A 25,640-nucleotide genomic window follows, 5' to 3' on the forward strand; every position below is an offset into this window, starting at 1 on the left:
TCACGCCTTCGCGGCCTGGGCGAGCCGGGTGAGGGTCTGCTCCTTGTCACCGAGCGTGGAGATGATCGGGCAGCGCACGCCCGCCTCCTGGTACGCCTGGAGCTTCTGGAAGGCGTCGTCGGTGGTGCCGCAGGCGGTGACGTTCTGCACCAGGCTGTTGGGGACCAGGTGCATCGCCCGCTTGATGTCCTCCGGGGTGGCGGGCCAGCCGGCGATCTCCTGCAACCGGTCGACGAGTTCCCGCTCCACCCCGCAGTGCTCCGCGATGTGCGGCTGCTGGCACAGATAGAGGGTGAGGAACGCCTTGCAGGCGTCGATGGCCTCCTGCGGGTCGTCGTCGTTGACGCTGCACGAGACGATCTGGGTCAGGTCGATGGCGTCGCGGCCGTCGGTCCGCTTGGCCAGGCCACGGCCGATCGCCTCCTGGGCACCCACCATGTACGACGGCGGGAGCAGGAAGTCCATGTGCACGCCGTCGCTGATCTCCCCGGCGAGTTCGAGCATCCGGGGACCGACCGCGCCGATGTAGATCGGGATGTCGACCGGCTTGTTCTCCCGGTACATGCTGTCGAAGCGCACGTCCTGCATCTGCACGAACTCGCCGTCGAAGTTGACGACCTCGTTGCGGAAGAACGCCTGGAGCACGCCGATGTACTCGCGCATCGACTTGAGCGGCTTGGACAGCGGCTGGCCGACCTTGGTCGCCAGCGGCTCCCACCAGGCGCCGATGCCCAGGATGGCCCGGCCCGGCGCGACCTCGTCCAGCGTCTTGAAGGTGACCGCCATCAGGGCCGCGTTGCGGCTCTTGTTGTTGACCACACCGGTGCCGATCTTCACGTTCCGCGTCTTGCTCGCGATGATCGCCGCCGGGACGATGCCGTCGCGGGCGAGTCGTCCCTCGGCGACCCAGACGGACTCGAACCCGTTCTGGTCGGCGAACTCGGCCTGCCAGTAGGTCTGTTCCAGGCTGAGTCGCTCACCGACGTGGATACCCAGGGGAAGTGTCATCTGTCCAGCTCCGCTCGTACGTGGTGCAGGGGATTCGGTGGGTCAGAGGAGACGCGGCGCGTCGCGGGTCAGGAAGGCGCCTCGGCCGGGGGTGTCGATCCGCAGGCCGTCCGGGTCGACCAGGTGCTCGCCCCGGGAGAAGACGTGCACGGGTCGACCGGTCACGCGCATGCCCTCGTAGATGTTGTAGTCGGTGCGCGTGTGCGAGCCCGCCGCCGTGATCACGTGGTCGGCGGCCGGGTCCCAGATCACCAGGTCGGCGTCCGCCCCGACCGCGACGACGCCCTTGCGGGGGAACAGGCCGAACAGCTTGGCCGGTCGGGCGGCAACCAGGTCCACGAAGCGGCACGGGTCGATCACCCCGCTCACCACGCCGGACTGCCAGAGGACCATCAGCCGGTCCTCGACGCCGGGGACGCCGTTGGGCACCTTCGGGAAGTAGCCGGGGCTGCGCAGCTTCTGCGGCGGCAGGTCCTCGGGTTGGTGCAGGCAGAAGCCGGCGTGGTCGGTGGCGACGGTGGACAGGGCGCCGGTGGCGAGCATCCGCCAGAGGCCGTCCTGGTTGCTGCGTTCCCGGATCGGCGGGGAGCAGACGTACGCGGCGGCCCGCTCCCCCAGGTCGGCGTAGTCCTCGTAGGCCACCACGAGGTACTGCGGGCAGGTCTCGCCGTAGACCCGTGACCCGGCGGCCCGGGCCCGGCTGATCTCGTCGGCCGCCTCCGCGCTGGAGACGTGCACCACGTACAGCGGTGTGCCGATGCTCTCGGCGAGCACGACGGCGCGGTGCACCGCCTCGGCCTCGGAGTCGTGCCCGTGCGCCCGCATGTGGAAGTTCTCGGCGGTCCGGCCGCTGTCCACCAGGCGCCGCACCTCGCGGGCCACCATGTGCCCGTTCTCGGCGTGCACCATCGGCAGCACGTCGAGGTCGCGGGCCAGCTCGAAGCCGTCGAGCAGCTCGTCGTCGTCGACCATCTGGCCCGGGTAGGCCATGAAGAACTTCCAGCTCGTCGCGCCCTCGCCGACCAGCCGGCGCAGGTCGTCGAGGACGTCCGGCTGGGCGGCGCGGGGCGGGACGATGGCGTGCAGGCCGACGTCCACCACGGCCTTGGCCGCCGCCGTGTCCCGCCGCCGCAGGTACGTGTCGTACAGCGTCCGGTCGGGTTCCTTCTTGACGAAGTCGATGACCGTGGTGGTGCCGCCGCACGCCGCCGAGACCGTGCCGCTGTGGAAGTCGTCGGCGGTGTGGGTGCTGAAGCCGTCGACCGGGTACTCCAGGTGGGTGTGCGCGTCGATGCCACCGGGCATGACCAGCTTGCCCGTCGCGTCCACCACGTGGTCGGCGGTCCAGTCCGTGCCGGTGCCGAGGGCGACGATCCGGCCGTCGCGTACCAGCACGTCGGCGCGGACCGCGGCGTCGGCGTTGACGACCGTGCCGTTGGTGATCAGCGTCGTCGGCATCGTGCCTCTCCTCTCCCCGGCGGGTCCGTCACCCGCCGCCGTCGCTCAGTTCTGGTAGTGCTCGTCGGCGAGGTCGAGCACCTCGTCCAGGACGCCGAGCGCCAGGTCGATCTCCTCGGCGTTGATGACCAGGGGCGGGGTCAGCCGCAGCACGTTGAAGTTGGCGGTCAGGTAGACGCCCCGCTGCATCGCGGCCTTGAGCAGCCGGCCGACCGGTGCGGCGGCGGGTCCCTTGGCGTTGAACGGCACGAGGGGTTCCCGGGTGTCGCGGTCGCGGACCAGCTCCACGCCGTAGAACAGCCCCCGGCCCCGGATCTCGCCGATGCTCGGGTGGCGCTCCGCCAGCGTGGCCAGACCGGCACCGAGCCGCTCCCCCATCGCCCGCGCGTTCTCCACCACGCCCTCGTCCTGCATGATCCGCAGGGAGGCCACTCCGGAGGCGCAGGCGAGCGGGTGCCCGGCGTACGTCAGGCCGCCCCAGAACATGTTGTCGCGCAGCCACTCGGAGATCCGGGTGGAGACCGTCATCGCGCCGAGCGGCACGTACCCGGAGTTCAGCCCCTTGGCAGTGGTGAGGATGTCCGGCACGACGTCCCAGTGGTCGCAGGCGAACCACTCGCCGGTACGCCCGAATCCCGCCATCACCTCGTCGAAGATGAGCAGGATGCCGTACTTGTCGCAGACCTCGCGCAGCGAGCGCAGGTAGCCGTCCGGCGGGTAGAGCAGCCCGTTCGTGCCGGTGACCGGCTCGACGATCACGGCGGCGACGGTCTCCGGGTTCTCGTACCGGAGGATCTCCTCCAGGTGCGGGCCGCCGGAGCAGACCGGGCACGGGTCGGGGTGCCCGGCCGGGCAGCGGTAGGTGTACGGGTCGAGCATCCGCACCACACCGCTCATCCCCGGCTCGGCCGCCCACCGACGCGGGTCGCCGGTCAGCGACATCGCGCCCGCCGTGGCGCCGTGGTACGAGCGGTACCGCGCGATGACCTTCTGTCGGCCGGTGACGTGCCGGGCCAATCGGACGGCGTTCTCGTTGGCCGCCGCGCCGCCGGTGGTGAAGAAGCTCATCTTGAGGTCACCGGGGGTGAGCCCGGCCATCATCTCGGCCAGTTCCGCCCGGGACCGCTCGGCGAAGCCGGGTCCGATGTAGCAGAGCTGTTCGGCCTGGGCACGGATCGCCTCGACCAGGCGGGGGTGCTGGTGGCCCAGGTTCAGGTTGACCAGTTGGGACTGGAAGTCGAGGTACCGGCGGCCGTCGTAGTCCCAGAACCACGAACCGGATCCGCCGGCCACGGGGATGGGGTCGAGCGCGCCCTGCACCGACCAGGAGTGGATGACGTACTCCTTGTCGATCTCCTTGAGGCGCTCGCTGGTCCAGGTGGTGGTGTCGGTGTCGGTGATGGTCATCGGCTGGCTCCGTCCCGTCGCGCGCTCAGGTCAGTTGCTCTTGAGCTCGGCGCCGAAGGCGGCGAGGCGGGCCAGCGGGCGTCCGGTGTTCGACGCGGCGCAGACCACGAGGATCTCCCGGGGTCGAGGCACGTCGGCCACCTGGAGGGTCACCGTCTGGTGGTGCGAGCGGGTCTTGGAGTCCAGCTTGTGCTTGAGCGGGATGTCGATCGGGCTGCCGGGCACGCCGACCTTCTCGGCGGCGGGCAGCAGTTCGGTGCCGCCGGCCGCGGTGCGGAAGACGTTGCCGAAGCGCAGGTTGTGGATCAGCGCCGAGCCGTGCTCGACCTCACCGTCGATGCCGACGAGCGCGGCCTTGCCGAACGCCTCGACCTCGGCGCCGAGCAGCTCGACGCAGGCGGGGCCGACCAACTCGCCGATCTCCTGGCCGATCTCGTCGGCGAGGGTGACCAGGTCCTGCACGTACTCGCTGGGGTAGGGATTCTCGATGACCACGCCGGCGAAGGCGACCCGGTGCACCGGCTGCACCGCTCTGCCGTTCTCCAGCCGCGTCTCTTCGAGGTGACGGATCAGCTTGCGAACCCGGATGCTCACGATCACTCCTTAGTGGTTCATTGGATGAACCATTGGTTCATATCCTGGCGTTGCAGAGGGTGCGAGTCAATAGCCCTCAGGGACGTATCCGGCTATCCGGCGAGGTTCACCCGTCGCCGTCCACGCAGGTCAGCGTGGTGACGGCAGCACCGCCGGCACGGTCGACGTCGCCGGTCACATAGAGATCGGTCCGCCGGTCGGCCAGCGGTTGGTTGAACGGGTTGTGCCACCGTTGCGCCCGCGTACCGATCAGGTCCACCTCGGCCAGCACGAGCTCCTCGCGGTCGCCGCTGGCCGGTCCGGCGATCGGCCAGCCGTCCGGTCCCACCAGGACGGACCGGCCGACGAAGGGTTGGCCGTTCTCCACCCCGATCCGGCTGATCCCGGCCACGTAACACTGGTTGGAGTGCGCCCCGGTCATGCACATCAGGTTCGCCATCGCGGGCGACGTCGTCGGCTGCCCCGGCACCGGCACCCAGTTCGACGGCAGCACCACCAGGTCGGCGCCCTGCAACGCGGCGCTGCGGAACGTCTCGGGGAACCAGGCGTCGTAACAGATCCCGATGCCGATGCGGCCCAGCGGCGTGTCGTAGACCGGGAAGCCGTCGGCGTTGCGGTCGTAGATCTCCTTCTCGTCGTTCCACAGGTGGGCCTTGCGGAACGTGCCGAGGTGCCCGGTCGGACCGAGCAGCACCGCCGAGTTGAAGACCGCGTCGCCGTCGCGCTCGGTCACCCCGCCGACGATCCAGACGTCCAGCTCGGCGGCGAGCCGCGCCCACGCGGTGACCGTCGGCCCGTCCGGCACCGGCTGGGCGTACCGGGCGGCCTCCGCCCGGTCGGCGAAGACGTACCCCGCCGAGGCCGCCTCGGGCAGCACCACGAGCCGGGCTCCCTGGTCGGCCGCCGCCCGGATCCAGGCGGAGGTGCCGGCGATGTTCGCCGCGACGTCGCCGAAGACCGGCGCCATCTGCACCCCGGCGAGCAGGAAGCGGGTCACCATGACGCCCGCACCGCCGCGTACTTGACGAACAGGTACTCGTCGATGCCGACCGCCCCGCCCTCGCGGCCCGTCCCGGACTGCTTGACGCCGCCGAAGGGGGCCGCCGGGTTGGAGATGACGCCCTGGTTGAGCCCCACCATCCCGTTCTCCAGCCGCTCGGTCACCCGCAGCCCACGGCCCAGGTTCTCGGTGAAGACGTACGCGGCCAGTCCGTACTCGGAGTCGTTGGCCAGGCCGACCGCCTCGTCCTCGTCGTCGAAGACCACCACCGGGGCGACCGGGCCGAAGATCTCCTCACGGACGCACCGGGCGCGCTCCGGCACGCCGGAGAGCACGGTCGGCGCGAAGAAGTGCCCGGCTCCCTCGACCGGCCCGCCACCGGTGACGACCGCCGCCCCCGCCTGTGTGGCGTCGGCGACCAGCTCGGCGACCGAGGTCACCGCGCCGCCGTCGATGAGCGGTCCCACGTCGGTCGACGGGTCCAGCCCGTGCCCGACGCGCAGCCCGCCGAGCCGCTCGGCGAGCGCCTCGACGAAGTGCGGCGCCACGGAGCGGTGCACGTAGAACCGGTTCGCGGCGGTGCACGCCTCACCGACGTTGCGCATCTTGGCCTGGACCGCCCCCTCGACGGCCAGGTCGAGGTCGGCGTCGCCGAAGACCAGGAACGGCGCGTTCCCGCCCAGCTCCATCGAGGTGCGCAGCACCCGCTCGGCGGACTGGGCCAGCAGGGTCCGGCCGACCGGGGTCGAACCGGTGAACGACAGCTTGCGCAACCGCTCGTCGGTGAGCAGGGCCGAGGTGACCCGGCCGGACTGCGAGGTGGTGATCACGTTGACCACGCCCCGGGGCAGGCCCGCCTCCTCCAGGATCCGCACCAGAGCCAACATGGACAACGGCGTCTGCTTGGCCGGCTTGACCACGACGGTGCACCCGGCCGCCAGGGCGGGACCGATCTTGCGAGTGCCCATCGCCATCGGGAAGTTCCACGGGGTCACCAGCAGGCAGGGGCCGACCGGTTGGCGCATCACCACGACCCGCGAGTTGCCGCCCGGCGCCGGCAGGTAGCCGCCGTCGATGCGGACCGCCTCCTCGGCGAACCAGCGCAGGAACTCGGCGGCGTAGCTCACCTCGGCCTGGGACTCGGCGAACGCCTTGCCCATCTCCAGGGTCATCATCCGGGCCAGGTCGTCGCGGCGCTCGATGATCAGGTCGAACGCCCGGCGCAACACCTCGCCCCGTTCCCGGGGTGGGGTCGCGGCCCACCCGGCCTGGGCCCGGGCGGCGGCGGCCAACGCGTCCCGCCCGTCCTCGACCGAGGCGTCCGCCACCTCGGCGATGGTGGTGCCGGTCGCCGGGTCCTCCACGGGCAGGACGGCACCGTCCCGACCCGCGCGCCACTCGCCGTCGACGTACAGCCCCTTGGGGGTCTTGTCGACCACCGTCAGTGCCGCCGCCAACACCTCGGCTGGTACGGCCATTGTCTCCTCCTTCACCGCACGCGTGGACGAGCCGTGCGGTCGGCGGGTGCCCTAGCGTCTGGCGAAGGCACTCGGAATGTCGATGTCTGCGTTACTGAGCAGGTCGGTGAGCTGCCGGGCGGCCTTGATCACCGACTCCGCCATGGTGTCGATGCGCTCGCGGGTGATCCGGTACGTCGGCCCGCCGATCCAGACCGCGTACGGCGTGTTGCCGCGCAGCCGCACCGGCGCGGCGACCGATGCCGCCCCGACCTCAAGTTCGTCGTACGCGAAGGCGAACCCGCGCTCCCGGACCGCGTCCAGCGAGGCCACGAAGGACTCCAGGTCGCCCACCTCCGGCGGGGCGTGCTCGGCGAACTCCTCGGTAAAGTCCTCCCACACCGACTCCGCGCTCAGCGCCGCCAGCAGCACCTTGCCGGTGGAGGTGGCCCAGACCGGCTGGGTACGGGGCACCGGCTTGAGCGTCTGCCCGATCAGCGACGGCCCCGGCACCTGCGCCACGACCATCACCTGCGGTGGCAGCAGCACGTCGAAGCCGGCGGTCTCCCGGGTCTCCTCGGCGAGGTTGCGCAGCACCTCCCGCATGTGGCCGTACGCGCCACCGCCGTCGAGCAGTCCGCCCACGATGGAGAGCAGACCGAGGGACACCCGGTAGCGACGGGTGATCGGATCCAGGGTGAGCCAGCTCTCCCGCTCCAGCACGGTGAGCACCCGGTAGCAGGTGGCCTTCGGGATACCCGCCTCGCGGGCGACCTCGCTGAGCCCGACACCTTCCGGGTGCGCCGCCACCGCCCGCAGGAGCCAGATCGTGCGTCGCACCAGGCCCGCCTCACTGGGCGCCATCGCTACCTCCATCAATTGCCGTCAGCCGTGAGATACGGCCCACATCTTGGCAGAAGCCATCGGCTACGGTCGGGTGCCGAACGGCGGGAACCGCCGGCACCCGACCGCCCGCCTACCGACCGCCTTCGGTGATCGTCACGGTCTCCGGTGTGTAGGAGTTGCCGTTGGCGTCGAAGCCGTCGGCCGAGAGTTCGTCGTTGGCGCGCTTGGACAGGTCGGTGCGGAACGCGTCGGAGTCCGGCACGCCCTTGAGCACGCCGCCGCCCATCGCGATCTTGATGGTCTGGTCCCAGGCCGCCTGGTCCATCATCCCGACGCCGTTGGCGGCCGGCCAGATCAGCTTGTTGATCTCGTTGAGCATCCAGGTCTGGTGTCCCTTGCCCAGCGCGCTACCGGCGTTGAGCACGATGTCCACACAGTCGTCCAGCTCGTCGCGGCAGAAGCCCCAGCCCCGGTAGGACGCCTTCAGGAACTTCACCGCCGTGTCCTGGTTGGCCTGCTCGTTGAGCCAGTCACCCCGGGCGTAGACGCCGTCCTCGAGGCTGGTGTAGCCGGCGTCCTGAAGGTTGATCACGGAGAAGTCCGACGGCTGGTACAGCTCACCGGTGTCCGGGTTCTTGGTCTCCAGCAACTGGGCGTACTCGTTGTAGGTCTTGGCCTGGGCGGCGTCGACCTCCTTGCGCAGCAGGAGCGACATGTCGAACGGCTGCTGGATGATCTCGGCGTCCTTGGTCGGGTCGACACCGGCGTCCTTCATCGCGGCGAACAGCACGAGTTCGTTGCCGTAGCCCCAGCTCCCGACCTTCTTACCCTTGAGGTCGGTCAGCTCCTTGATGCCGGAGTCGGCCCAGGCGACCTGGAGGTACGCGCCGCGCTGGAACACCTGGCCGATGTTGACCAGGTCCGCGCCCTGCTCCCGGGTGACCATCGTCTTGGTGACGTGGCTGACCGCGAACTCGGCGTTGCCGGCGGAGAGCACCTGCTGGGGGACGATGTTGACGCCACCCTCCTGGATGGTGACGTCGAGGCACTCCTCGGCGTAGTACCCCTTCTCCTTCGCCGCGTAGTAGCCGGCGAACTGGGCCTGGGCGACCCACTGGAGCACCACCCGGACCTTGGTGGTCGACTCACAGTTCTTGGCGGCCTCGGCCGCGGACTCGCTCGGGCCGTCGGACATGCCTCCGCAGGCCGAGGCGGCGAGCAGGACGGCGGTGAGGGTGGCGGCGATCGTGATCGGGCGGTTCCTCCGCGAGGTCCGCCGTAGGTGCAGGGCCATATCTGACTCCAACATTTCGTGGGGGATCCGGGCTTTTAGGAGTCGCTGTCGTGCAGGGACTCGTGCCAGGGCATCAGGAGGCGTTCCAAGAGGGACGTGGCACCGAACAGCAGCAGACCGAGGGCACTGGCCACGGCGATCCCGGCCCAGGCGTACTCGAAGCGGGGCAGGGCCGCCTGGTAGGCGATGTACACCCCGAGCGCGTTGCTCGGTCCACCGAAGTACTCGGTCACGATCACGCCGATCACGGCGAGCGTGCTGCCGAGTTTGAGCGCGTTGAACAGGTACGGCAACGCGTTGGGCAGCCGCAGCATGAGCGCCACCTGTCGAGGCTGTGCCGCGAGCGACTGCATGATCTCCAGGTGCAGGGGTGAGACCTGGAGGAGTCCCCTAGTGGTGTTGACCAGGACCGGGAAGAAGACCATCACCGCGGCCACACCCGCTTTGGACATCGGGTTGGTGACCCCGAACCAGTTGTTGAAGATCGGGGCGAGAGCCACGATCGGGGCGCAGTTGATGATGACGGCGGCGGTCAGCACCGGGCCGGACACGCCCGGGAAGCGGCTGAGCGCCAGGGCCACCGAGACCCCGGCGACCGCGCCGAGGAGCAGGCCGAGGAGCACCGCCCGCACGGTGATCACCGAGGCCGACATGATCGTGCCGAACTCGGAGCGGAACGCGGACGAGATCTCCACCGGCGCCGGCACGATGAACGACGGGACGTCGAAGATCGTGACGACCAGTTGCCACGAGCCGAGGATCACCACGGCGGTGAGCACGACCGGCAGGAACCGGCCGACGGCCGTCCGGAGCCCGGCGGCGGACGGGGCGGTCCGGGTCAGCGGCGTGGTGCTCATCGGGCCGCCTGCTCGGACGGGACGCCGTGCAGCGCCGCGCGCACCTCGGTGACCTTGGCGAAGAACGCGTCGGTGGTCCGGGTCGCCGCGGTGCGCGGGTACGGCAGGTCGACGTCGATGCTGGCGGCGATGCGACCGGGACGGGCGGACATCACGACGATCCGCGAGGAGAGGAAGACCGCCTCGGAGATGCTGTGCGTGACGAAGACGACGGTGGTCCGGGTGTCCGACCAGATCCGCAGCAGCTCGCCCTGCAGGCGTTCACGGTTCATCTCGTCGAGCGCGCCCAGCGGCTCGTCCATGAACAGGATCTCCGGGTCCGCCGACAGCGCGCGGGCGATCGCCACCCGCTGCTGCATGCCGCCGGAGAGCTGCCAGGGGAAGTGGCGGGAGAAGTCGGAGAGGCGGACCAGGTCCAGCATCTCGTGGGCCTTGGCCCGCCGGGTCGCCTTGTCCACGCCGGCCACCTGCAACGGCAGTTCGACGTTGCGCTGCACGGTCCGCCACTCGAAGAGGCCGGCCTGCTGGAAGACCATGCCGTAGTCCCGGTCCAACCGGGACGCGGCCGGCGTCTTGCCGTTGAGCGACACCGTGCCGTCGGTCGGCTCGGTGAGGTCCGCCAGGATCCGCAGCAGGGTGCTCTTGCCGCAACCGCTGGGCCCCAGCAGGGACACGAACTCGCCCCGCTCGATCGACAGGTCGATGTCCTCAAGCGCCGTCACCGTACGGTCTCCGCCGGTGAACTGCTTGGTGACTCCTCGCACGGAAATGATCGCGGCCTCAGACATCAGCGTCTCTCCAGGTGTTGTGGAGGCGGAAGGGGTGGTCACCGGGTCTGCCGGTTCCGGAGCGCGACGCGCTCGATGAGTGCCAGGGACTGCACGAAGACGATGCCGGCCGCCGCAGCGACCAGGACGGCGGCGTACAACTTCTCCGGACCGTTGGAGTAGTAGTAGGCGAAGGTGAGGATGGCCCGGCCGATGCCCCGGCCGGTGCCGGCGGAGAGTTCGCCGACGATCGCGCCCACCACGCTCGCGGTCGCCGCGAGCCGCAGGCCGGCGAAGACGAAGGGCAGCGCCGCAGGCATCCGCAGCCACCCGAGTACCTGCCAACGGCCGGCACCGACGCTGCGCATGAACTCCAGTTGGACCTTCGGCGGTGACTTGAGACCGCGCAGGGTGTTGATGGTGACCGGGAAGAACGCGAGGTAGGCGGCGATGCCGGTGACCGCCACCCAGGGCGGTGCGCCGGCCTTGCCGCCCCAGATCACGATCATCGGTGCGATGGCCACCAGCGGGACCGTCTGTGACGCCACGAGCCAGGGCATCAGCCCCTTGCTCAGCGGCACCACGTTCAGGAAGAGGACGGCGAGCAGCAGGCCGAGCGACGCGCCGGCCACCAGGCCGTAGAACGCCTCGCGCAACGTCACGCTGGTCTCGCCGAGCAGATAGACGCCGAGCGTGGTCGGGTCGCCGCGTCGGGCCGGTTCGACGAGTGCGCTGAGGATCGTCCACACGTGCGGCATCGACAGGTCGTCGGTGGCGACCGGGAAGGCGATCCGGGTGCCGGGCACGACGTCGCCGACGGCCCGGCCCAACGCCTTGTAGCCCTCCCAGAGGCCGGCGAGCGCCGCCACCACCAGGACGGCTCCGGCCGCGTTGCGACCGCTCCTGCTCGCGGCGGCCAGTCGGGCGTTTCGGCGGCGTGGTGTCGGCGGGTCCACCTGACCGGTGGGTCCGCCCTGGGCGGCCACCGCAGCGGTGGTCGTTCTTGTCACGGTCATGCAGGCACTCTCCGAATCCCTCGGAAGCGTCGTCTGGCGTGGGATCCGCCGGCTTCCCCCGCCCGGATCGGATCACTCAGTGAACTGGTGGTTCACCATAGGAGCGTGAGCGAGGCCACGTCAACGGTTCGGAGCCGCCCTCAGATCACGATTTACGACCTTGTAACCCGCGCCCACCTGCGGATACCCCGATCCGGGCGGACGCCCACCACCCGCCGCCACACAGAGCGACGTCGTGGGCACCACGCGTGCCAGCGGTCGTCGTCGTCCGCACGGCGACGAGGCGTCAGGACGGTGCGGACGCCGGGCCGCCAGTCCCGGAACGCGTCCGGGCACACCCCCACACCGTCCGGACACACCCCCTCATCGTTCGGGTGGCGTACCGTCCCCGGTTCGTCCCGGCGGGGCGGTCGGCGCCGCGTCCGGCCCGTCGACAGGCGCACCGGTGGGCGTCCCCGACCCGGGGCCGGCCGTCCGCGCGGCCGGCGGGACGAAGGTCACCGGGGCGTCGAACGCGGCCCGGCGGGCGGCCCGGCGCAACGCGGCCAGGACCGCCGGACCGACCAGGACGATCGCGACGGCGGTGGTGACCGCCCGGCCGGTGTCCCAGCCGAAGGTGGAGGTGACGGCGGTGAAGACCGCGAAGCGGTGCAGGTTCTCCAGCACCGGCGCACCGGCGACGTACGAGAGCTGGGTGTCCGCGCCGACGCTGAACGGCCAGAACCAGAGGTTCATCAGCAGCCCGTACGCGTAGGCGGCGACCGCGCCGTACCCGGCCAGCACGGCGATCTCGGCCCGGCCCCGCAGCCGGGACGGCAGCAGACCCGCGCCGAGCCCCAGCCAGGCGGCGGCCAGCATCTGGAACGGCAGCCAGGGTCCGACCCCGGCGGTGAGCAGCGCGGAGGCGAACAGCGAGATGGCGCCCAGCAGGAAGCCGAAACCGGGCCCGAACACCCGACCGGCCAGCACCAGTAGGAAGAACACCGTCTCGATCCCGGCGGTCCCGGCACCCAGCGGGCGTAACGCGGCGTTGACGGCGGCGAGCACGCCGAGCATCGCCAGCGCCTTGCTGTCGATGCCGCCCGAGCTGAGTTCGGCCAGGACGAGGGCGAGCAGGACCGGCAGGACGACGATGAAGACCAACGGCGCCTCGGTGGTCCGCGCCGTCGCCTCGGGCTGGGCGGGCACGAAGAACGGCCAGGTGAAGGTGGCGAACGCAGCAACCGAGGCGAGGGTCAGGATGACAGCCGTACGCGGGGCGACCCGCAGCACGCTCATCACGTCACCTCGGCGGCGGCCAGAGCGGTGCTGACCTGGTCCACCGTCAGCCAGGGCTGCGGGGCCAGGACCTTGGCGACCTGGGGCGCGAACGCCGGTGAGGCGAGCATGACCTCGGCGGCGGTGCCGTCGGCGACGATCTCGCCCTGGGCCATCACCACGACCCGGTCGGCGAGGGTGGCGACGAGTTCGACATCGTGGGTGGCGACCACGACCGCCCGGCCCTGCGCGGCCAACCGGCGGACCACGGCGGCGAACTGCCGCTTGGCCCGGTAGTCCAGCCCCCGGGTGGGCTCGTCGAGCAGGACCACCGGCGGGGCCGCGGTGAGCTGGACCGCGAGCGCGAGGGCCAGCCGCTGCCCCTCCGACAGGTCCCGTGGGTGCCGGTCGTCCGGCAGCCCCGGGGTGAGGTGGTCCAGCAACTCCCGGCAGGTCCCCTCGGGCACCTCGGACTCCCGGTCGGCCTGGGCGCACTCGGCGGCCACCGTCTCCAGATAGAGCAGGTCGCCCGGGGTCTGCGGGACCAGACCGACCTGGCGGCGGGCCCGCGCGGCGGACAGCGCCTTCGGATCGGTGTCACCGTCCGGGCCGGGCACGGTCACCGTGCCGCCCTGGCGTGGGCCGCTGCCCTGCACCGCCCAGAGCAGGCTCGACTTCCCGGAGCCGTTGCGGCCCATCAGCGCGACGACCTGGCCCGGATGCAGGTCGAGGTCGACGCCGCGCACCGCCACCGTGCCCGGGTACCGCACCACGACGCCCCGCGCGGTCAGCGCCGGTACGCCCTCCGGGGCCGGTGCCGCCGGTGGTGGCACCGCGTCGGCGAGCCGCTGTCGGAGGTCGCCCGCACGACGCCGGGCGTCGCGGACGGAGAGCGGCAGGGGTGTCCAGCCGGCGACGCGGCCCAACTCGATCAACGGTGGTGCCAGGTCGATGTCGGCGAGCACGGCGTCCGGTGGCCCGTCGAGGACGGTGCCGTCACCGGGCAGATAGAGCAGCCGGTCGGCGTACTGCACGACGCGTTCGAGCCGGTGCTCGGCCACCACCACGGTGACGCCGAGGTCGTGGACCAGGCGGGTGACGGCGGCCAGGACGTCCTCGGCGGCGGTCGGGTCCAGCGCCGAGGTCGGTTCGTCGAGCACCAGCACCTGCGGGTGACTGGTGAGGACCGCGCCGATGGCGACCCGCTGCTGCTGCCCGCCGGAGAGTGTCCGCAGCGGCCGGTCCCGGAGCTCGGCGATGCCGAGCAGGTCGAGGGTCTCCTCGACGCGCTTGCGCATGACCGGCGCGGGCAACGCGAGTTGTTCCATGCCGTAGGCGAGTTCCTCCTCGACGGTGTCGGTGACGAAGCCGGCGAGCGGGTCCTGACCGACCACGCCGACGACGTCGGCGAGGTCACGCGGCGGATGTGCCCGGGTGTCCCGGCCGTGCACGGTCACCGTGCCGTACAGGGTGCCGCCGGTGAAGTGCGGCACCAGGCCGTTGATCGCCCGCAGCAGCGTCGACTTGCCCGCCCCGGTGCGCCCGGCGACCAGGCACAGCTCGCCCTCCGGGATGTGCAGACAGACGTCGCGCAGCATCGGCTCGCGGCTCTCCGCGTACCGGACGGTGACCCGGTCGAAGTCAATCATCGGTGCGCCTCCGGCTGGGCGGTGTCGCGAGGCGACGGGTGGTCGGTACGGCCGCTCGCCGCCGGTGGCACGGGCAGCGGTCGCGGGGCGGGGTTCGCCGTCGGCGCCGGTGGGGCCAGCCAGGCCGGTGCCACCGCCACCAGCACCGCGAGCACCACCAGCGGCGTCAACTCCGGCCAGGTGAGCGGACTGACCGGCGGGTAGAGCCGGTCCGGGTCCACCGTGCCGGCCATCGTCATCACCGCAGCGGTGGCCAGGCCGCATCCGGCGACGGCCAGCTCGGCCAGCCGCCACCGGTCGGGGCGGTAGCGACTGCGCCGCACCTGACGCCCGGCCAGCAGCATCCCGGCCACCGCCGTGGCCAGGCCGGCGAGGAGCATCGGCAGACCGAGGTAGCCCGGCACGGTCGCGTCGAGCAGGCCGTACGTGCCGACGCAGACACCGACCAGCCCGGCGAGCACCAGGGCACCGGTGAGAGCACGCCGACCGGCAGGTACGGCGGCGGTGCGTCCGTAGCCGCGCGAATCCATCGCCGCCGCCAGGGCGAGGGACCGGTCCAGGGCGTCGGCCAGCACCGGCAGGGCGATGCCCCGCAGCGCGCGCAGGCCACGCCCGGGAGCGCCGCGCAGTCGACGGGCACGGCGGACCCGCAGCACGCTCTCGACCAGTTGCGGTGCGACCGACAGGGCGACCACCACCGCCGTGCTGACCGCGTACAGGGCGCCGGGCACGGCCTTGAGCAGCCGTTTCGGGTTGGCCAGCGCGTTGGCGGCACCGAGACAGATCAGCATCGTGGCCAACCGCAGCCCGTCGTAGAAGCCGCCGAGGAGCTGTTCGGCGGCGACCGGCCCGAACAGCCGGATACCCGCCGCCCAGGCCGGCAGAGGAATCTCCGGCAGGTGGAGCAGGACGTGGTCGCCCTGACCACCGCCGAAGACGAGCCGGAACAGCACCCGCATCGCCACGATCACCGCACCGAGCACGAGGTACATCCGGAACGCCAGCGCCCAGGGGGCGTCGCCGCGACGGCGGACCACCACCAGCGCGGCCGCAGCGACGATCATCGCCAGCGGCAGCGGATTCGTGGTGTGGCTGGCCGCCGTCGCCAACCCGAGCGCCCAGCACCACCACGCGCCCGGGTGCAGGCTGCGCGGCAACCGGCCGGTCCCGGCGGACCGGGCCCTGGACGGCACCGACACCCGGGTGGGTGGGCCGCTGTCGACGACGGCCCGGTCAGTCATCCGGTTCGGCGGTCCGCCGACGACGGGCCGCGAGGACACCTCCGCCGACCAACGCGACCAGCAGGAACACGCCGGCCAGGGTGCCCAGCGGCAGGCCGTCGCCGTCCCGGGCCCCGGTGACCTCGACCGGCGGGAGCGATCCCGTCGGGTCGGTCGGTGGCGCGGGCGCGGCACCCAGCGGCGGGACGACGCTCCCCGTCGGCGGCACGTCCGGTGGCGGGCCGGACGCATCGCCGGTCGGCGCGACCGGGGCCGGGGCGGCGGGCGTACCGGCCGCACCGGTCGGGACGCCGACGCCCGGCGCCACGGGTGCGCCTGCGGCCGGCGGCGGGACCACGGGCGGCGGGGCGCCCGGCGGTGGCGGGGCGGGTGCGGGTGGTGGCGGGGCCGGTGCCGAGGTGCGGGGCGGCGGCGGTGCCGCAGGTGTGGTGCGCGGGGGTGGTGCCGGCCGGTTCGGTGCCACCGCAGGCCGGGGTGCGTCGTCGGCGCTGCGGTTGAAGGAGAACGACCAGCCTTCGAAGCTGCCCGCCGGTGGCTTGCGGTTGAGGACCCCCCGGTCGCTGTACGTCCACGAACCGCCGTCCGGCGCGTGCCAGTACGACCAGTAGGCGCTGGCCGGCGGGGTGTCGACGCACTTCTCCGTGGCGGTCGAGGGTTTGCCCTCGATGCGGCAGATGAAGCCCTCGCCCCACCGCAGGGTGCCGGCGATCTGGAACCCGGCGTTCTTCAACGCGGCCAGACCGGTGGCCTGGTCGCCCGGGGCGCAGCGGACCACCACCCCTCCGCCGAGTTCCTTGAAGTCGACCACCACGGTCACCCCGTTGGCGTCCGGGCAGTGGCCGGCGCGACCGGCGGCCTGTGCCGGAGCCGCGCCGAGGGCCGTGCTCGCGGCGGTCACCGCGAGCACCAGTGCCGCGCGGATCGTCCGGCCGCTCATGTGGCCCGCCGACGGCCCAGCACCAGCAGCACCGCTCCCCCGCCGACGAGCAGCAGCGCGGTGAGCACGTACCCGCCGATGGCCACGCCGGTGGTGGGCAGGCGTCCCGGTCCGCCCGCGACCGGGCTGGTGCTCACGGTCGGTGTGGCGACCGGTGTGGACGGCGTGTCACTCGGGGACAGACTCGGCGTCGCGCTGGCGGTGGGCGGATCGGTCGGCGTCGGTGGCGTGCTCGGCGTCGGTGACGCGGTCGGCGTGGGCGAGCCGGTGGGCGTGGGCGACGCGCTGGCCGACGGGGTGGGACCGCCGGTGGGCGGCGGATCGAGACCGATCCGGCCGAGCGGCACCTGGGCCAGGCCGAGCAGCGCCTGGGCGGTGGCGCGACGCCACTGGTCCCGGAGGTTGTCGGTGATGCCCGCGCCGACCGCCTCGGTCAGCGCGTCGGTGTTGTAGGCGATGGCACCGGCCTCGGTCGCGGCGGCACCGCCGTTGCCCGTGTTGATCTGGAGTGCCGCCAACGCCTCGGCGGCCCGCTTCGCCTCGCTGTCCCGACCCGCTGCGGCCAGGGCCTGCCCGGCGAGGCCGGTGCTGTTGGAGTTGGCGCCGCTGGTCGGCCCCGAGCCGCCGAACGACCCGTCGGCGCGTTGTTGTGCCGCCAGCCACTGGGCACCGCGCTGGGCGGCGTCGTCCGCGCCGTCGGCCCCACTGGCCAGCAGCGCCTGGACGGCCATCGCGGTGGAGTCGACGTCGAGCGTGGCGTTGCTCTGCGCGTCGCAGCTCGCCGACGGTGCGCCGTCCGCGTCGGGATAGAGCCGGAAGCCGCCGGCCGCGCACTGCTGGCGGACCAGGAAGTCGGCCGTCTCCTGCGGTGCGCCGCCGCTGCGGGCCAGCCCGAGGAGGGCGAAGCTCTGGTCGAAGGTGTTGGACGGGTCCTGCCCGGACGCCTCGGTGGTGCGGCTGGTGATCCGGCCGTGCTGGTGGCCGGTGTCCGCGCCGGAGATCAGCGAGAGGGTCTCCGCGCGCAGGTCCCAGCCGCCGAAGTCGGTCGGGTCGCCACCGGCGGCGGAGGCGGCGTAGAGCAGCTTGGCGGTGGCCCCGCCGTCGGTGAAGCCCTCGATGCCCCAGTCGTCGTAGCTGTTGTAGGAGCGCACGTTCGCGGCGATCTGTGCGGTCGCCGCCTGCCGGGTCGACGCGTCGACGCCGGTGGCCGCGAGGGCGAGCACGCCGTCGATGGTGAGGCCCCAGTCGGCACCGCCGAACGGGCCGGGCAGGATGCCGTCGGCGTACTCGCCGGCGAGCCAGCGCGCGGCGTCGCCGGCGGCGGCGGTGTGGGTCGCGGTCGGTGCGGCCACCCCGCCCAGCGGTGTGGCGACGACGACGGCGAGCGCGGTGGCGGTCGCGGCGCCGAGTCCGGCGCCGACGCGCCGGAGCGAGCAGGAGAGCATGAGGGGTGCCTTTCGCAGAGCGGTCGGTGAAAGCTCCGGAAGGCACCGGCGGCATCCCGTACACGTGGTCGCGACGAGATGCCGAAAGTCGGCTACCCGGACCCCACCCTGTAGACCTCGACAGTGGAAGCCGCTCGTCCTGTTCGGGGCATTCCGGCTCGCGAGACAGAGCTCGCTCACGGTTGCGGGTCAGCGCCGGCTTCGACCGGCTTCCCCCCGAACGGGACGCATTCAGTTGTGGCCCGGCACGCCGGGTGTCGACACCGTACCGCCCGGTCGCCCTACGGCGCCAGACGGCGTCGACACCCGGCGGGCGCGTGGCCCGTCAGGCAACCCGCAGGTCAGGGGGCGGTGATGCTGGGTGCCGTGCCGGTGCCGAAGGACCATCCCTCGACCGTGCCCGGCGCCGGGTTGTAGCTGGTCGCGCCCAGCGTGCTGTAGGTCCAGGCGGCGCCGCTGCCGGAGGCGTGCCAGTAGGACCAGTACGCGCTGGCCGGCGGGGTGTTCACGCAGGGCTCGGTGGCGGCGGTCGGCTGGCCGTTGATCCGGCAGATGAACGCCAGACCCCATCGTTGGGTACCGGTCACCGCGAAACCCGCGCCCTGGAGGGCGGCCAGGCCGGTGGCCGGGTCGCCGAGCGCACACGCCACCTGGACGCCACCGCCGAGCGGGCCGTAGTCGACCACGACGGTGACCCCGGTCGTGCCGGTGCAGGCGGCGGCGTGGGCGGCGCGCGGTGACGGTTCGACGGCGATCAGGCCGAGCGCGACGACGGCCGCTGCCAACAGGCCGGCGAACCACCGGCGGACGGGACTCTGGACATGGGACATGGGCACTCCTTCGTCTGAGGAACGGGGATCGGTGCGTGGTCAGGGGCAGGGCAGGGTGGGTGCGCCGGTGGCGGCACCGGCAGAGGAGAGCCGCGCGTAGCCGGTGCCGGTGACACCGAGGACGGCCTGGGTGGTGGCGCGGGTGGCGGTGCCCGGGTCGAAGACGCCGCCGTCGAAGTCCACGGCACCCCGGTCGGCCGTCGGCGCGGCGCAGCCGACCTGCAACCCGGTCAGGAAGATCCGGGCCCGCAGCCAGGCCAGCGGTCGGCCACCGTCGCGCAGCGCCTGCGCCGCCAGTCCGGTGCTGTTGGCGTTGGCGATCCCGTCGGCGTTGGCGAACCCGCCGTCGACCCGCTGCACCGACACCAGCCAGCGCAGTGCCGCGGCGGCGTCGGAGTGCCGTCCGGCGGCCCGCAACGCCTGCGCCGTGAGGGCGGTGGCGTCCACGTCGGAGTCGCAGACCGGCTGCGCCGGCAGCACCGGGTAGCCGCCGTCCGGGCACCGGGTGCCGACCAGCCATGCGGCGGCCGACGGGGGCACGCCCGCCACGGTCCGGCGCAACGCGAGGATGGCGAAGGACTGGCTGAACGCGTTGCTGTAGTCACCCCACGCCGACCGGTCGGTGAAGCGGCCGTCGGGCGCCTGCAACCCGCGCAGCCGGGTGACGAGGTCCACTCCGCCGACGTCGGTCGGGTCGCCGCCGCGTACCGCGACGGCGAGGGCGAGCTTGGCGGTCGCGCCCGCGTACGCCTCGGTGGTGCCGTCGCCGACGTAGCCGTCGCGGACGTCCGGCCGGGTGACCCAGGCCAGCGCCGACGCGCCGAAGTCGTCGGCGACACCGGCGGCGGCGAAGGCGAAGACCGCGTCGAGGGTCAACCCCTGGTCCGGGTATGCGACGCCGTCGAAGACGGTCTCGAATCGTTCCCCGTCGACCAGTTGGCGGGCCAGCCAGCCGGCGGCCGCGTCCGAACGGACGCCACCCACCTGGGCGGGGGCGGCGATCGCCGGACCGGTGAGAGTCAGGGTCAGGGTGAGGGCGGCGAGCACGCCGCAGAGCAGGGTGAGCAGGCGGTGCCGGCTCAGGCGGACGACCATCGGGCGCGCCTTTCCGGCCCGGCGGTCGTCAGAAACCCGGCCTACCCGTCAGGACGTGGCTGGCCGGCCTCCGACCCGTGGGCCACGACGGGTGAGGAGCAGGGGCGCGGGTACGGCAGGTATTCGGGCTCGCCACCGGGGTTACCCCCGGCGGCCCACCGTTGCGGGCCAGCGCCGGACTTCGACCGGACTTCCCCCACACGTGACCGCGGCTGTGGAATTGTCGGGCCAGTCTGATCGGCCCTCGCCGTCGCTGTCAATGTGCGACGGCTCGCACGCCGTGCGTCACGTCAGCTCCCGATGTCGGTGCTCGGGGCTATCGTCCGGCCATGACGAACAGTGATCTTAAGGTTCCCCCGACGCTGCCGACGGCCGAGGAGGAGGACCGCTTCTGGGCGCTGGTGGAGCAGGCGTGGGCCGCGCTGGGGCCGGAGCCGGCGGCCCTGCGTCGCGCCCTGATCGACCGCGACCCCGCGCACGACGACGGATACGCCATCGACCGGTGGCTCGGCCCCTTCCTCGATGAGCTACGCCGACTCTCCGCCGACCTGCCCCGCACCGAGCTGGTCGCCCTCGACCGGGTCGTGGAGCGCAAGCTGTACGACATCGACCGCGCCGACATCCACGAGATCACCGACGGTTCCGACGACGGCTTCCTGTACGCGCGTGGGTACATCGTGGCGCTGGGTCGGGAGTTCTATGAGGCGGTCCGGGCGAATCCGGTGACGGCGGTGCTCGACGCCAGCTGCGAGAGCTTCTGCTACCTCTTCTCCCACCTGCATCACGAGCGGTTCGGTGACTGGCCGGAGACCGGCTCGGGGATCAGCCGGGAGTCGTACAGCAATTCGGCCGGCTGGGCCGACGCGTAGCGCCCGGGTCGGCACGACCAGGACGCCACCGGGCCGACGTCGCTTGTGAGGTATGTTCGGTTCAACGCGCTCAATGCCACACACACGCTATCGGCGTATGCACATAAGTGAGCAGACGATCAACCCCCGCGACCGGCACCGTAGTGCTTCCCGAGTCGCGAGGGAGGTGATTTTCATGAAGAAGCTCACGGTTCGCCGGCTGGAGTCGGTGAAGACCAGCGCTGTCGCCGCTGCGTGTGTCGTCTCCTGACGGTGACACGCCACCTGAAGGCCGGCACCCGGACGGCAACTCCGGGTGCCGGCCTTCATCGATCCGCATGAGATGAGCGAAAAGGACGACTGACCATGGCCGGCTACCCACCAGACACACGTGTCCGAGTGCGCCCGTTCGACCACCGCACGGAGGGCGACACCGTCATCATCGGCGATGTCGAGCGGCAGGTGTTCCTGTCGATCCCCGCCGAAGGGCTGGATCTGCTCCACTCGCTGGCCGCCGGCAACTCGGTGGGCGAGGCGGTCCGCCAGTACGAGCAGAAGTACTCCGAGACGCCCGACATCACCGACTTCCTGGACGCGCTGGGCGACGAGGGCTTCGTCGAGGTCGACGGGGAGGCCGCCGCACCCGGCTCCGCCCCGGCCCCCGCCCCGGCCGCGACGTCCCGCCCCCGGCGCAGCTGGAGCCTGAACTGGCTCAGCCCGACGGTGGCCCGTCGCATGGTCAGCCTCCCCGTGCTGCTGCTCTGCGTCCTGATCATCGCGGGCGGCGTGTATCTCGCCGCCGACGATCCCGACCTGCTGCCCACGCCCGGTGAGACGCTGCTGTTCCCCATCCACTTCGCGGCGCTGACCTGGGCGACGTTCATCCTCACCCTGGTCGGGGTCGCGATCCACGAGGCCGCGCACATGGTCGCGGCGCGGGCGGCGGGCGTACCGTCGCGGCTCGTCATCGGCAACCAGATGTACATCCTGGTGGTCCAGACCGACATGAGCACGATCTGGATGGCGCCGAAGCGGCAACGCTTCGTCGCGTTCATCGCCGGGACCCTGGTGGACGGCGTGCTCGCCTCGTCCTTCGTCTTCGCCCTGTGGGCGGGCCGGCAGGGCTACCTGCAACTGCCGGAGTGGGGCGCGCTGCTGCTCACGGCACTGCTGTTCACGTACCTGGTCCGGATCATCTGGCAGACGTTCCTGTTCCTGCGGACCGACGGCTACTACATCGTCGCCACCGCGCTCGGTTGCCGGAACCTGATGTCCGACACCGAGGACTACCTGCGCAACCTGGTCGCGCGGATGGTGCGGCGCACGCCCCGGGTGGACCAGTCCGGCCTGCCCCGGCGGGAGATGCGCGTGGTGCGCTGGTACGCCCTGGCGTGGATCGGCGGGCGGTTCATGGCCCTGCTCACCCTGGTCTTCGTCGGGATCCCGCTGCTGTGGGGCTTCATCTACCAGTTCCTGCTCTTCGTCTCCGGCCAGGACTCCATGATGGGGTCGTGGGACTTCGTCACCATCGCGGTGATCAGCTTCCTGCTCGACGGCGGCGGACTGCTGCTCTGGGGACGCAGCCTCTATCAGAGTGCGCGGGAGCGACGTCGCCGGCACGACGTCCGGTCGGCCCGGGAGCAGGCCCGCGCGGCCACCCCGAGCACCGCGAGCCCGACGGTCGTGGAGCCGAGCGGCCGGCAGTGACCCTTCGCTTCCTCCGACTCCCACTCGCGGCCGACCGTGGTCGCGGGTGGGAGTCGGCGGCGTACGGGTGCCGGTCGGTGGATGGCGGGTGGCGCTCAGGCGACGGCGTCGGGGCGACCCAGCCGGCCCGGCCCCAGGCCCATCCGTTCCATCAGGTAGTCGACGATCAGGCGCGGGTCGGCGTGGATGGACCCGCACGCTGTTTTCCGGATCATCCCGCGATCGGTGAAGCGTTGCAGGAACAGTCCGACCCGGGAGCGGGTCGTGCCGATCATCGCGGCGTAGTCCTCGTGGCGCAGCTTGAGACCGATCCGGATGGTGCGTCCGGAGGCGGTCCCGAACCCCTGTGCCAGGTCGAGCAGGCGCATCGCCAGGCGCGCCTCGCAGTCGGATGTGGTGTGTTGCAGCAACAGCGAGCGGTGCCGGCGTGCTTTCAACATCTGGCTGCGCAACCACACGTCGCAGATGTTCGCCTCGTCGAGCAGGTCCCGCATGGCGACGTTTTCGAGCACGATCAGATTCGTGTCGACCACGGCGGCGGGAATGTACTGGTTCGGCATTCCGGGAAGCGAATCCTCGCCGAAGTACTCGTTCTTCGACAACATGTCGATAATGGTCCGGCGGCCGGTCGGAGAATAGTGTTCCAGGAATATCGCGCCACTGTCGATGAAATAGACACGACCGTCCGCGCCGTCCGTCTGCAACAGCTCGCCGGCCGCGAGTGCGACCCGCCGGGCCGCCACGGGATGTGCATAGAGAGCGGATCGCACACCCTTCATCAGGCGGAGCGTCAGCTCGGAGCCGCGCGGCACGAGCATGTCGTCCAGGACGCTCGTGGCGGTCCGCGTGCTGGCCAGGGTCATCTCCGTTCACCGTCCCGATGTCTCGTCAGCGCGGTGGGTGCCCAGGGATCGCGCCGGATCATCAATGATCTTGGCGTCCGTTCCTGATACGCTAGCGAGTCGCCCGGCCACCCGTCAGTCGCGCGTTTTACCGGCACCGACGGACCGAACGGTTCCTCAGGTATGGCCACCCGGCCAGGATGGGTCCCATTCGACACGGGAGTCAACCCGTGAAATGACCGCTCGCACCGCGTATTGCCCACCGCGTGAGGGCGTCCCGCACGACGTGGCAGGCCACCCCGACTGGTGTAGCATGTCGGGTCCAGGCACCGCACCGAAAACGACACACGCGTACCCGGCGAGCCGGGTCAGGCGTACGCGAGCAGGAAGTCGACGGTGCCGGTGCCGCCGGGCTGACCCGGCGGGACGGTCAGCCCCGGCTCGCTGTTCAGGACATAGAAGCCGCCGTTGCCGATCAGGCGGGGGGTCACCGCCATCGCCTGGGCCGCCATGCTCGCCCCGGTCGGTCGCACCACGCTGTCGAGCAGGAGCCGGAAGAGGTTCTCGTTCAGGTTGGCGACGTGCAGGACCCGATAGGAACGCGGGGCGGGGGCGCCGGTGCTGGTCAGTCCCCAGATCGGCACGATCTGGTCGCGCCACCGGGCCGGGTTGTTGGTGATCGACGCCTCGTGGTTCTGCAGTTGGGACTGGATGCCCGAGTGGATCCCGGCCAGGTGGATGTGGAGCTGGTCCTGCTGCCGGATCGTCGGGTCGGCCGAGTTGATGCCGAGGCCGACGTGCGGATAGACCACGTGTCCGGGCTGGCCCGGTTGGGCGTTGAGCCACGCGTCGAGCCAGTAGTTCGGGGCGGCGGCGGTGGTGACGAACGGGCACTCGATGCCGCTGACACGGCAGGTCGGGACGAGCAGGTAGTCGTGGGTGGAGCCGGACCCGCCGTTGAGGACCACGTACGTCGCGGTGGTGCGCAGGCACTGTGGGAACGGCGGACCGGCCTTCGCCCCGGTGCAGACCTGCACCCGGTCCCACAGGTCGTACCGACCACCGGTGTCGCTCGGGTAGCCACACAACGCGGAGGGCGTGGGACAGACGGAAGCACCGGGAGCACCCGGGGTCGACGGGGGCACTCCCCCGTCGACGGAACCGCCGTCGGCGCGCGCCCGACCGACGGCGACCAGGCCCAGGAGACCCGTGGCGCCGACCGTTCCCGAGAGCCTGACGAACTGACGCCTGCCCAGTTCCGTGCCGGTCCTGTCGTCGCCCACCATCAGCCTCCGGGTTCCCGATTCGTGTGGATGCGCCGATGTCCGTCTCGGGCCAGGACGCCGGGAAGGACGATTCGGACGCGATGTCGACATTAGGGCGGAATACCTGAAACCTCCTCGACGCCGGGAACCGGTCCCCTGATCGTGTCCGTCGACTCGTGATCGTCGTCTCCGGCCGTCGCGTTGACCTCAAGGCTGGTTGAGGTTCTAGCGTTCGAGCGGAGGACACCGAGAAGGGCAAGCCATGCGACTGTCACGTCTGTTCACGCCACGCACGGTGGCGAGCGCCCACTGCGACCTGCCGTGCGGGGTCTACGACCCGGCCCAGGCCCGCATCGAGGCGGAGTCGATCAAGGCGATCTGTGAGAAGTACCAGGCGAGCGACGACCCGGAGTTCCGGACCCGTTCGCTGATCATCAAGGAGCAGCGGGCCGAGCTGGTCAAGCACCACCTGTGGGTGCTGTGGACCGACTACTTCAAGGCTCCGCACTTCGAGGCGTACCCGCATCTGCACCGGCTCTTCAACGAGGCGACCAAGCTGGCCGGGACCGGCGGCGCGAAGGGGTCCGCGGACCCGGCCGTGGCCGACCAGCTCCTGGCCCGGATCGAGGAGATCTCGACCATCTTCTGGGAGACCAAGAAGCAGTGACCGTGAGCCGGGCGGCATGTGCCGCCCGGCCCGGCCGGGGGTCGGGGGGGGCGGGGGCGGGCCCCGCCCCCCCCCCCGCGTGAGCGAAGCCCGGTTCACAGGCGGGGGGTGGCGGCCGGGGGGGCCCCCCGGGGGCACCTACGGGCGGTAGCG

General features: G+C 71.7%; 23 protein-coding genes and 1 riboswitch. Of the genes, 3 read left to right on the plus strand and 20 right to left on the minus strand.

Annotated elements, in window-relative coordinates:
- The 18 genes from ACZ31C_RS19105 to ACZ31C_RS19190 form a co-directional block, all read right to left on the minus strand.
- Positions 1–1,008: an LLM class flavin-dependent oxidoreductase gene (locus tag ACZ31C_RS19105; RefSeq protein ID WP_465796426.1), complete on the minus strand. Its 1,008-nt coding sequence runs from the start codon at positions 1,006–1,008 to the stop codon at positions 1–3.
- A 42-nt stretch (positions 1,009–1,050) separates the two neighbouring features.
- Entirely contained in the window at positions 1,051–2,466 is a 1,416-nt protein-coding gene (gene hydA, locus ACZ31C_RS19110) for a dihydropyrimidinase (RefSeq protein WP_465796427.1), read from the minus strand.
- Positions 2,467–2,511: 45 nt separating this feature from the next.
- Positions 2,512–3,873: an aminotransferase class III-fold pyridoxal phosphate-dependent enzyme gene (locus ACZ31C_RS19115; protein ID WP_465796428.1), complete on the minus strand. Its 1,362-nt coding sequence runs from the start codon at positions 3,871–3,873 to the stop codon at positions 2,512–2,514.
- 30 nt (positions 3,874–3,903) lie between these two features.
- On the minus strand, positions 3,904–4,467 hold the full coding sequence (locus ACZ31C_RS19120; protein WP_199489138.1) for an amino acid synthesis family protein: 564 nt from the start codon (positions 4,465–4,467) through the stop codon (positions 3,904–3,906).
- Between the two features lie 106 nt (positions 4,468–4,573).
- Positions 4,574–5,467 carry a nitrilase family protein gene (locus ACZ31C_RS19125; RefSeq protein WP_465796429.1) on the minus strand — a complete coding sequence of 298 codons (894 nt, stop codon included), beginning with the start codon at positions 5,465–5,467 and terminating at the stop codon, positions 4,574–4,576.
- Positions 5,461–6,945: an NAD-dependent succinate-semialdehyde dehydrogenase gene (locus ACZ31C_RS19130; RefSeq protein ID WP_465796430.1), complete on the minus strand. Its 1,485-nt coding sequence runs from the start codon at positions 6,943–6,945 to the stop codon at positions 5,461–5,463. The genes ACZ31C_RS19125 and ACZ31C_RS19130 overlap by 7 nt, the downstream gene beginning before the upstream one ends.
- Positions 6,946–6,996: 51 nt before the next feature.
- Positions 6,997–7,788, minus strand: coding sequence for an IclR family transcriptional regulator (locus ACZ31C_RS19135; RefSeq protein ID WP_161594958.1), 792 nt, complete (start codon positions 7,786–7,788; stop codon positions 6,997–6,999).
- Between the two features lie 112 nt (positions 7,789–7,900).
- On the minus strand, positions 7,901–9,079 hold the full coding sequence (locus ACZ31C_RS19140) for an ABC transporter substrate-binding protein (RefSeq protein WP_396696795.1): 1,179 nt from the start codon (positions 9,077–9,079) through the stop codon (positions 7,901–7,903).
- Between the two features lie 20 nt (positions 9,080–9,099).
- Positions 9,100–9,921, minus strand: coding sequence for an ABC transporter permease (locus ACZ31C_RS19145; protein ID WP_396747220.1), 822 nt, complete (start codon positions 9,919–9,921; stop codon positions 9,100–9,102).
- Positions 9,918–10,709, minus strand: a complete 792-nt coding sequence (locus ACZ31C_RS19150; protein WP_396747223.1) for an ABC transporter ATP-binding protein — start codon at positions 10,707–10,709, stop codon at positions 9,918–9,920. The genes ACZ31C_RS19145 and ACZ31C_RS19150 overlap by 4 nt, the downstream gene beginning before the upstream one ends.
- Positions 10,710–10,747: 38 nt before the next feature.
- Complete coding sequence (locus tag ACZ31C_RS19155) at positions 10,748–11,704, minus strand: ABC transporter permease (RefSeq protein ID WP_465796431.1); 957 nt, start codon at positions 11,702–11,704, stop codon at positions 10,748–10,750.
- Positions 11,705–12,067: 363 nt separating this feature from the next.
- Positions 12,068–12,982, minus strand: a complete 915-nt coding sequence (locus tag ACZ31C_RS19160) for an ECF transporter S component (RefSeq protein WP_465796432.1) — start codon at positions 12,980–12,982, stop codon at positions 12,068–12,070.
- Positions 12,982–14,610: an ABC transporter ATP-binding protein gene (locus ACZ31C_RS19165; protein WP_465796433.1), complete on the minus strand. Its 1,629-nt coding sequence runs from the start codon at positions 14,608–14,610 to the stop codon at positions 12,982–12,984. The genes ACZ31C_RS19160 and ACZ31C_RS19165 overlap by 1 nt, the downstream gene beginning before the upstream one ends.
- Positions 14,607–15,851 carry a CbiQ family ECF transporter T component gene (locus ACZ31C_RS19170; protein WP_465796434.1) on the minus strand — a complete coding sequence of 415 codons (1,245 nt, stop codon included), beginning with the start codon at positions 15,849–15,851 and terminating at the stop codon, positions 14,607–14,609. The genes ACZ31C_RS19165 and ACZ31C_RS19170 overlap by 4 nt, the downstream gene beginning before the upstream one ends.
- Positions 15,844–16,788 carry a hypothetical protein gene (locus ACZ31C_RS19175; protein WP_465796435.1) on the minus strand — a complete coding sequence of 315 codons (945 nt, stop codon included), beginning with the start codon at positions 16,786–16,788 and terminating at the stop codon, positions 15,844–15,846. The genes ACZ31C_RS19170 and ACZ31C_RS19175 overlap by 8 nt, the downstream gene beginning before the upstream one ends.
- Positions 16,785–18,233, minus strand: a complete 1,449-nt coding sequence (locus tag ACZ31C_RS19180) for a prenyltransferase/squalene oxidase repeat-containing protein (protein WP_465796436.1) — start codon at positions 18,231–18,233, stop codon at positions 16,785–16,787. The genes ACZ31C_RS19175 and ACZ31C_RS19180 overlap by 4 nt, the downstream gene beginning before the upstream one ends.
- Before the next feature lie 341 nt (positions 18,234–18,574).
- A complete protein-coding gene (locus ACZ31C_RS19185) occupies positions 18,575–19,069 on the minus strand; it encodes a hypothetical protein (protein WP_396747244.1) in 495 nt (164 codons plus the stop codon).
- Positions 19,070–19,102: 33 nt separating this feature from the next.
- A complete protein-coding gene (locus ACZ31C_RS19190; protein ID WP_465796437.1) occupies positions 19,103–20,158 on the minus strand; it encodes a peptidase in 1,056 nt (351 codons plus the stop codon).
- A 97-nt stretch (positions 20,159–20,255) separates the two neighbouring features.
- Positions 20,256–20,384: riboswitch (cobalamin riboswitch) on the minus strand.
- A 103-nt stretch (positions 20,385–20,487) separates the two neighbouring features.
- Here ACZ31C_RS19190 and ACZ31C_RS19195 point away from each other — a divergent pair.
- Together ACZ31C_RS19195 and ACZ31C_RS19200 are read left to right on the plus strand one after the other, a co-directional pair.
- A complete protein-coding gene (locus tag ACZ31C_RS19195) occupies positions 20,488–21,027 on the plus strand; it encodes a DUF4240 domain-containing protein (protein WP_465796438.1) in 540 nt (179 codons plus the stop codon).
- A 378-nt stretch (positions 21,028–21,405) separates the two neighbouring features.
- On the plus strand, positions 21,406–22,713 hold the full coding sequence (locus tag ACZ31C_RS19200) for a hypothetical protein (protein ID WP_465796439.1): 1,308 nt from the start codon (positions 21,406–21,408) through the stop codon (positions 22,711–22,713).
- Positions 22,714–22,808: 95 nt separating this feature from the next.
- Here the strand turns inward: ACZ31C_RS19200 and ACZ31C_RS19205 are convergent, their stop codons facing one another.
- On the minus strand, positions 22,809–23,576 hold the full coding sequence (locus tag ACZ31C_RS19205; protein WP_465796440.1) for a Crp/Fnr family transcriptional regulator: 768 nt from the start codon (positions 23,574–23,576) through the stop codon (positions 22,809–22,811).
- Positions 23,577–23,923: 347 nt separating this feature from the next.
- On the minus strand, positions 23,924–24,838 hold the full coding sequence (locus ACZ31C_RS19210) for a CDP-diacylglycerol diphosphatase (protein WP_465796441.1): 915 nt from the start codon (positions 24,836–24,838) through the stop codon (positions 23,924–23,926).
- A 244-nt stretch (positions 24,839–25,082) separates the two neighbouring features.
- Between ACZ31C_RS19210 and sodN the strand changes: the two genes are divergently transcribed.
- Positions 25,083–25,487, plus strand: a complete 405-nt coding sequence (gene sodN / locus ACZ31C_RS19215; protein ID WP_465796442.1) for a superoxide dismutase, Ni — start codon at positions 25,083–25,085, stop codon at positions 25,485–25,487.
- The last annotated feature ends 153 nt before the right edge of the window (positions 25,488–25,640 follow it).

It is taken from the genome of Micromonospora sp. NPDC023869, assembly GCF_055559695.1.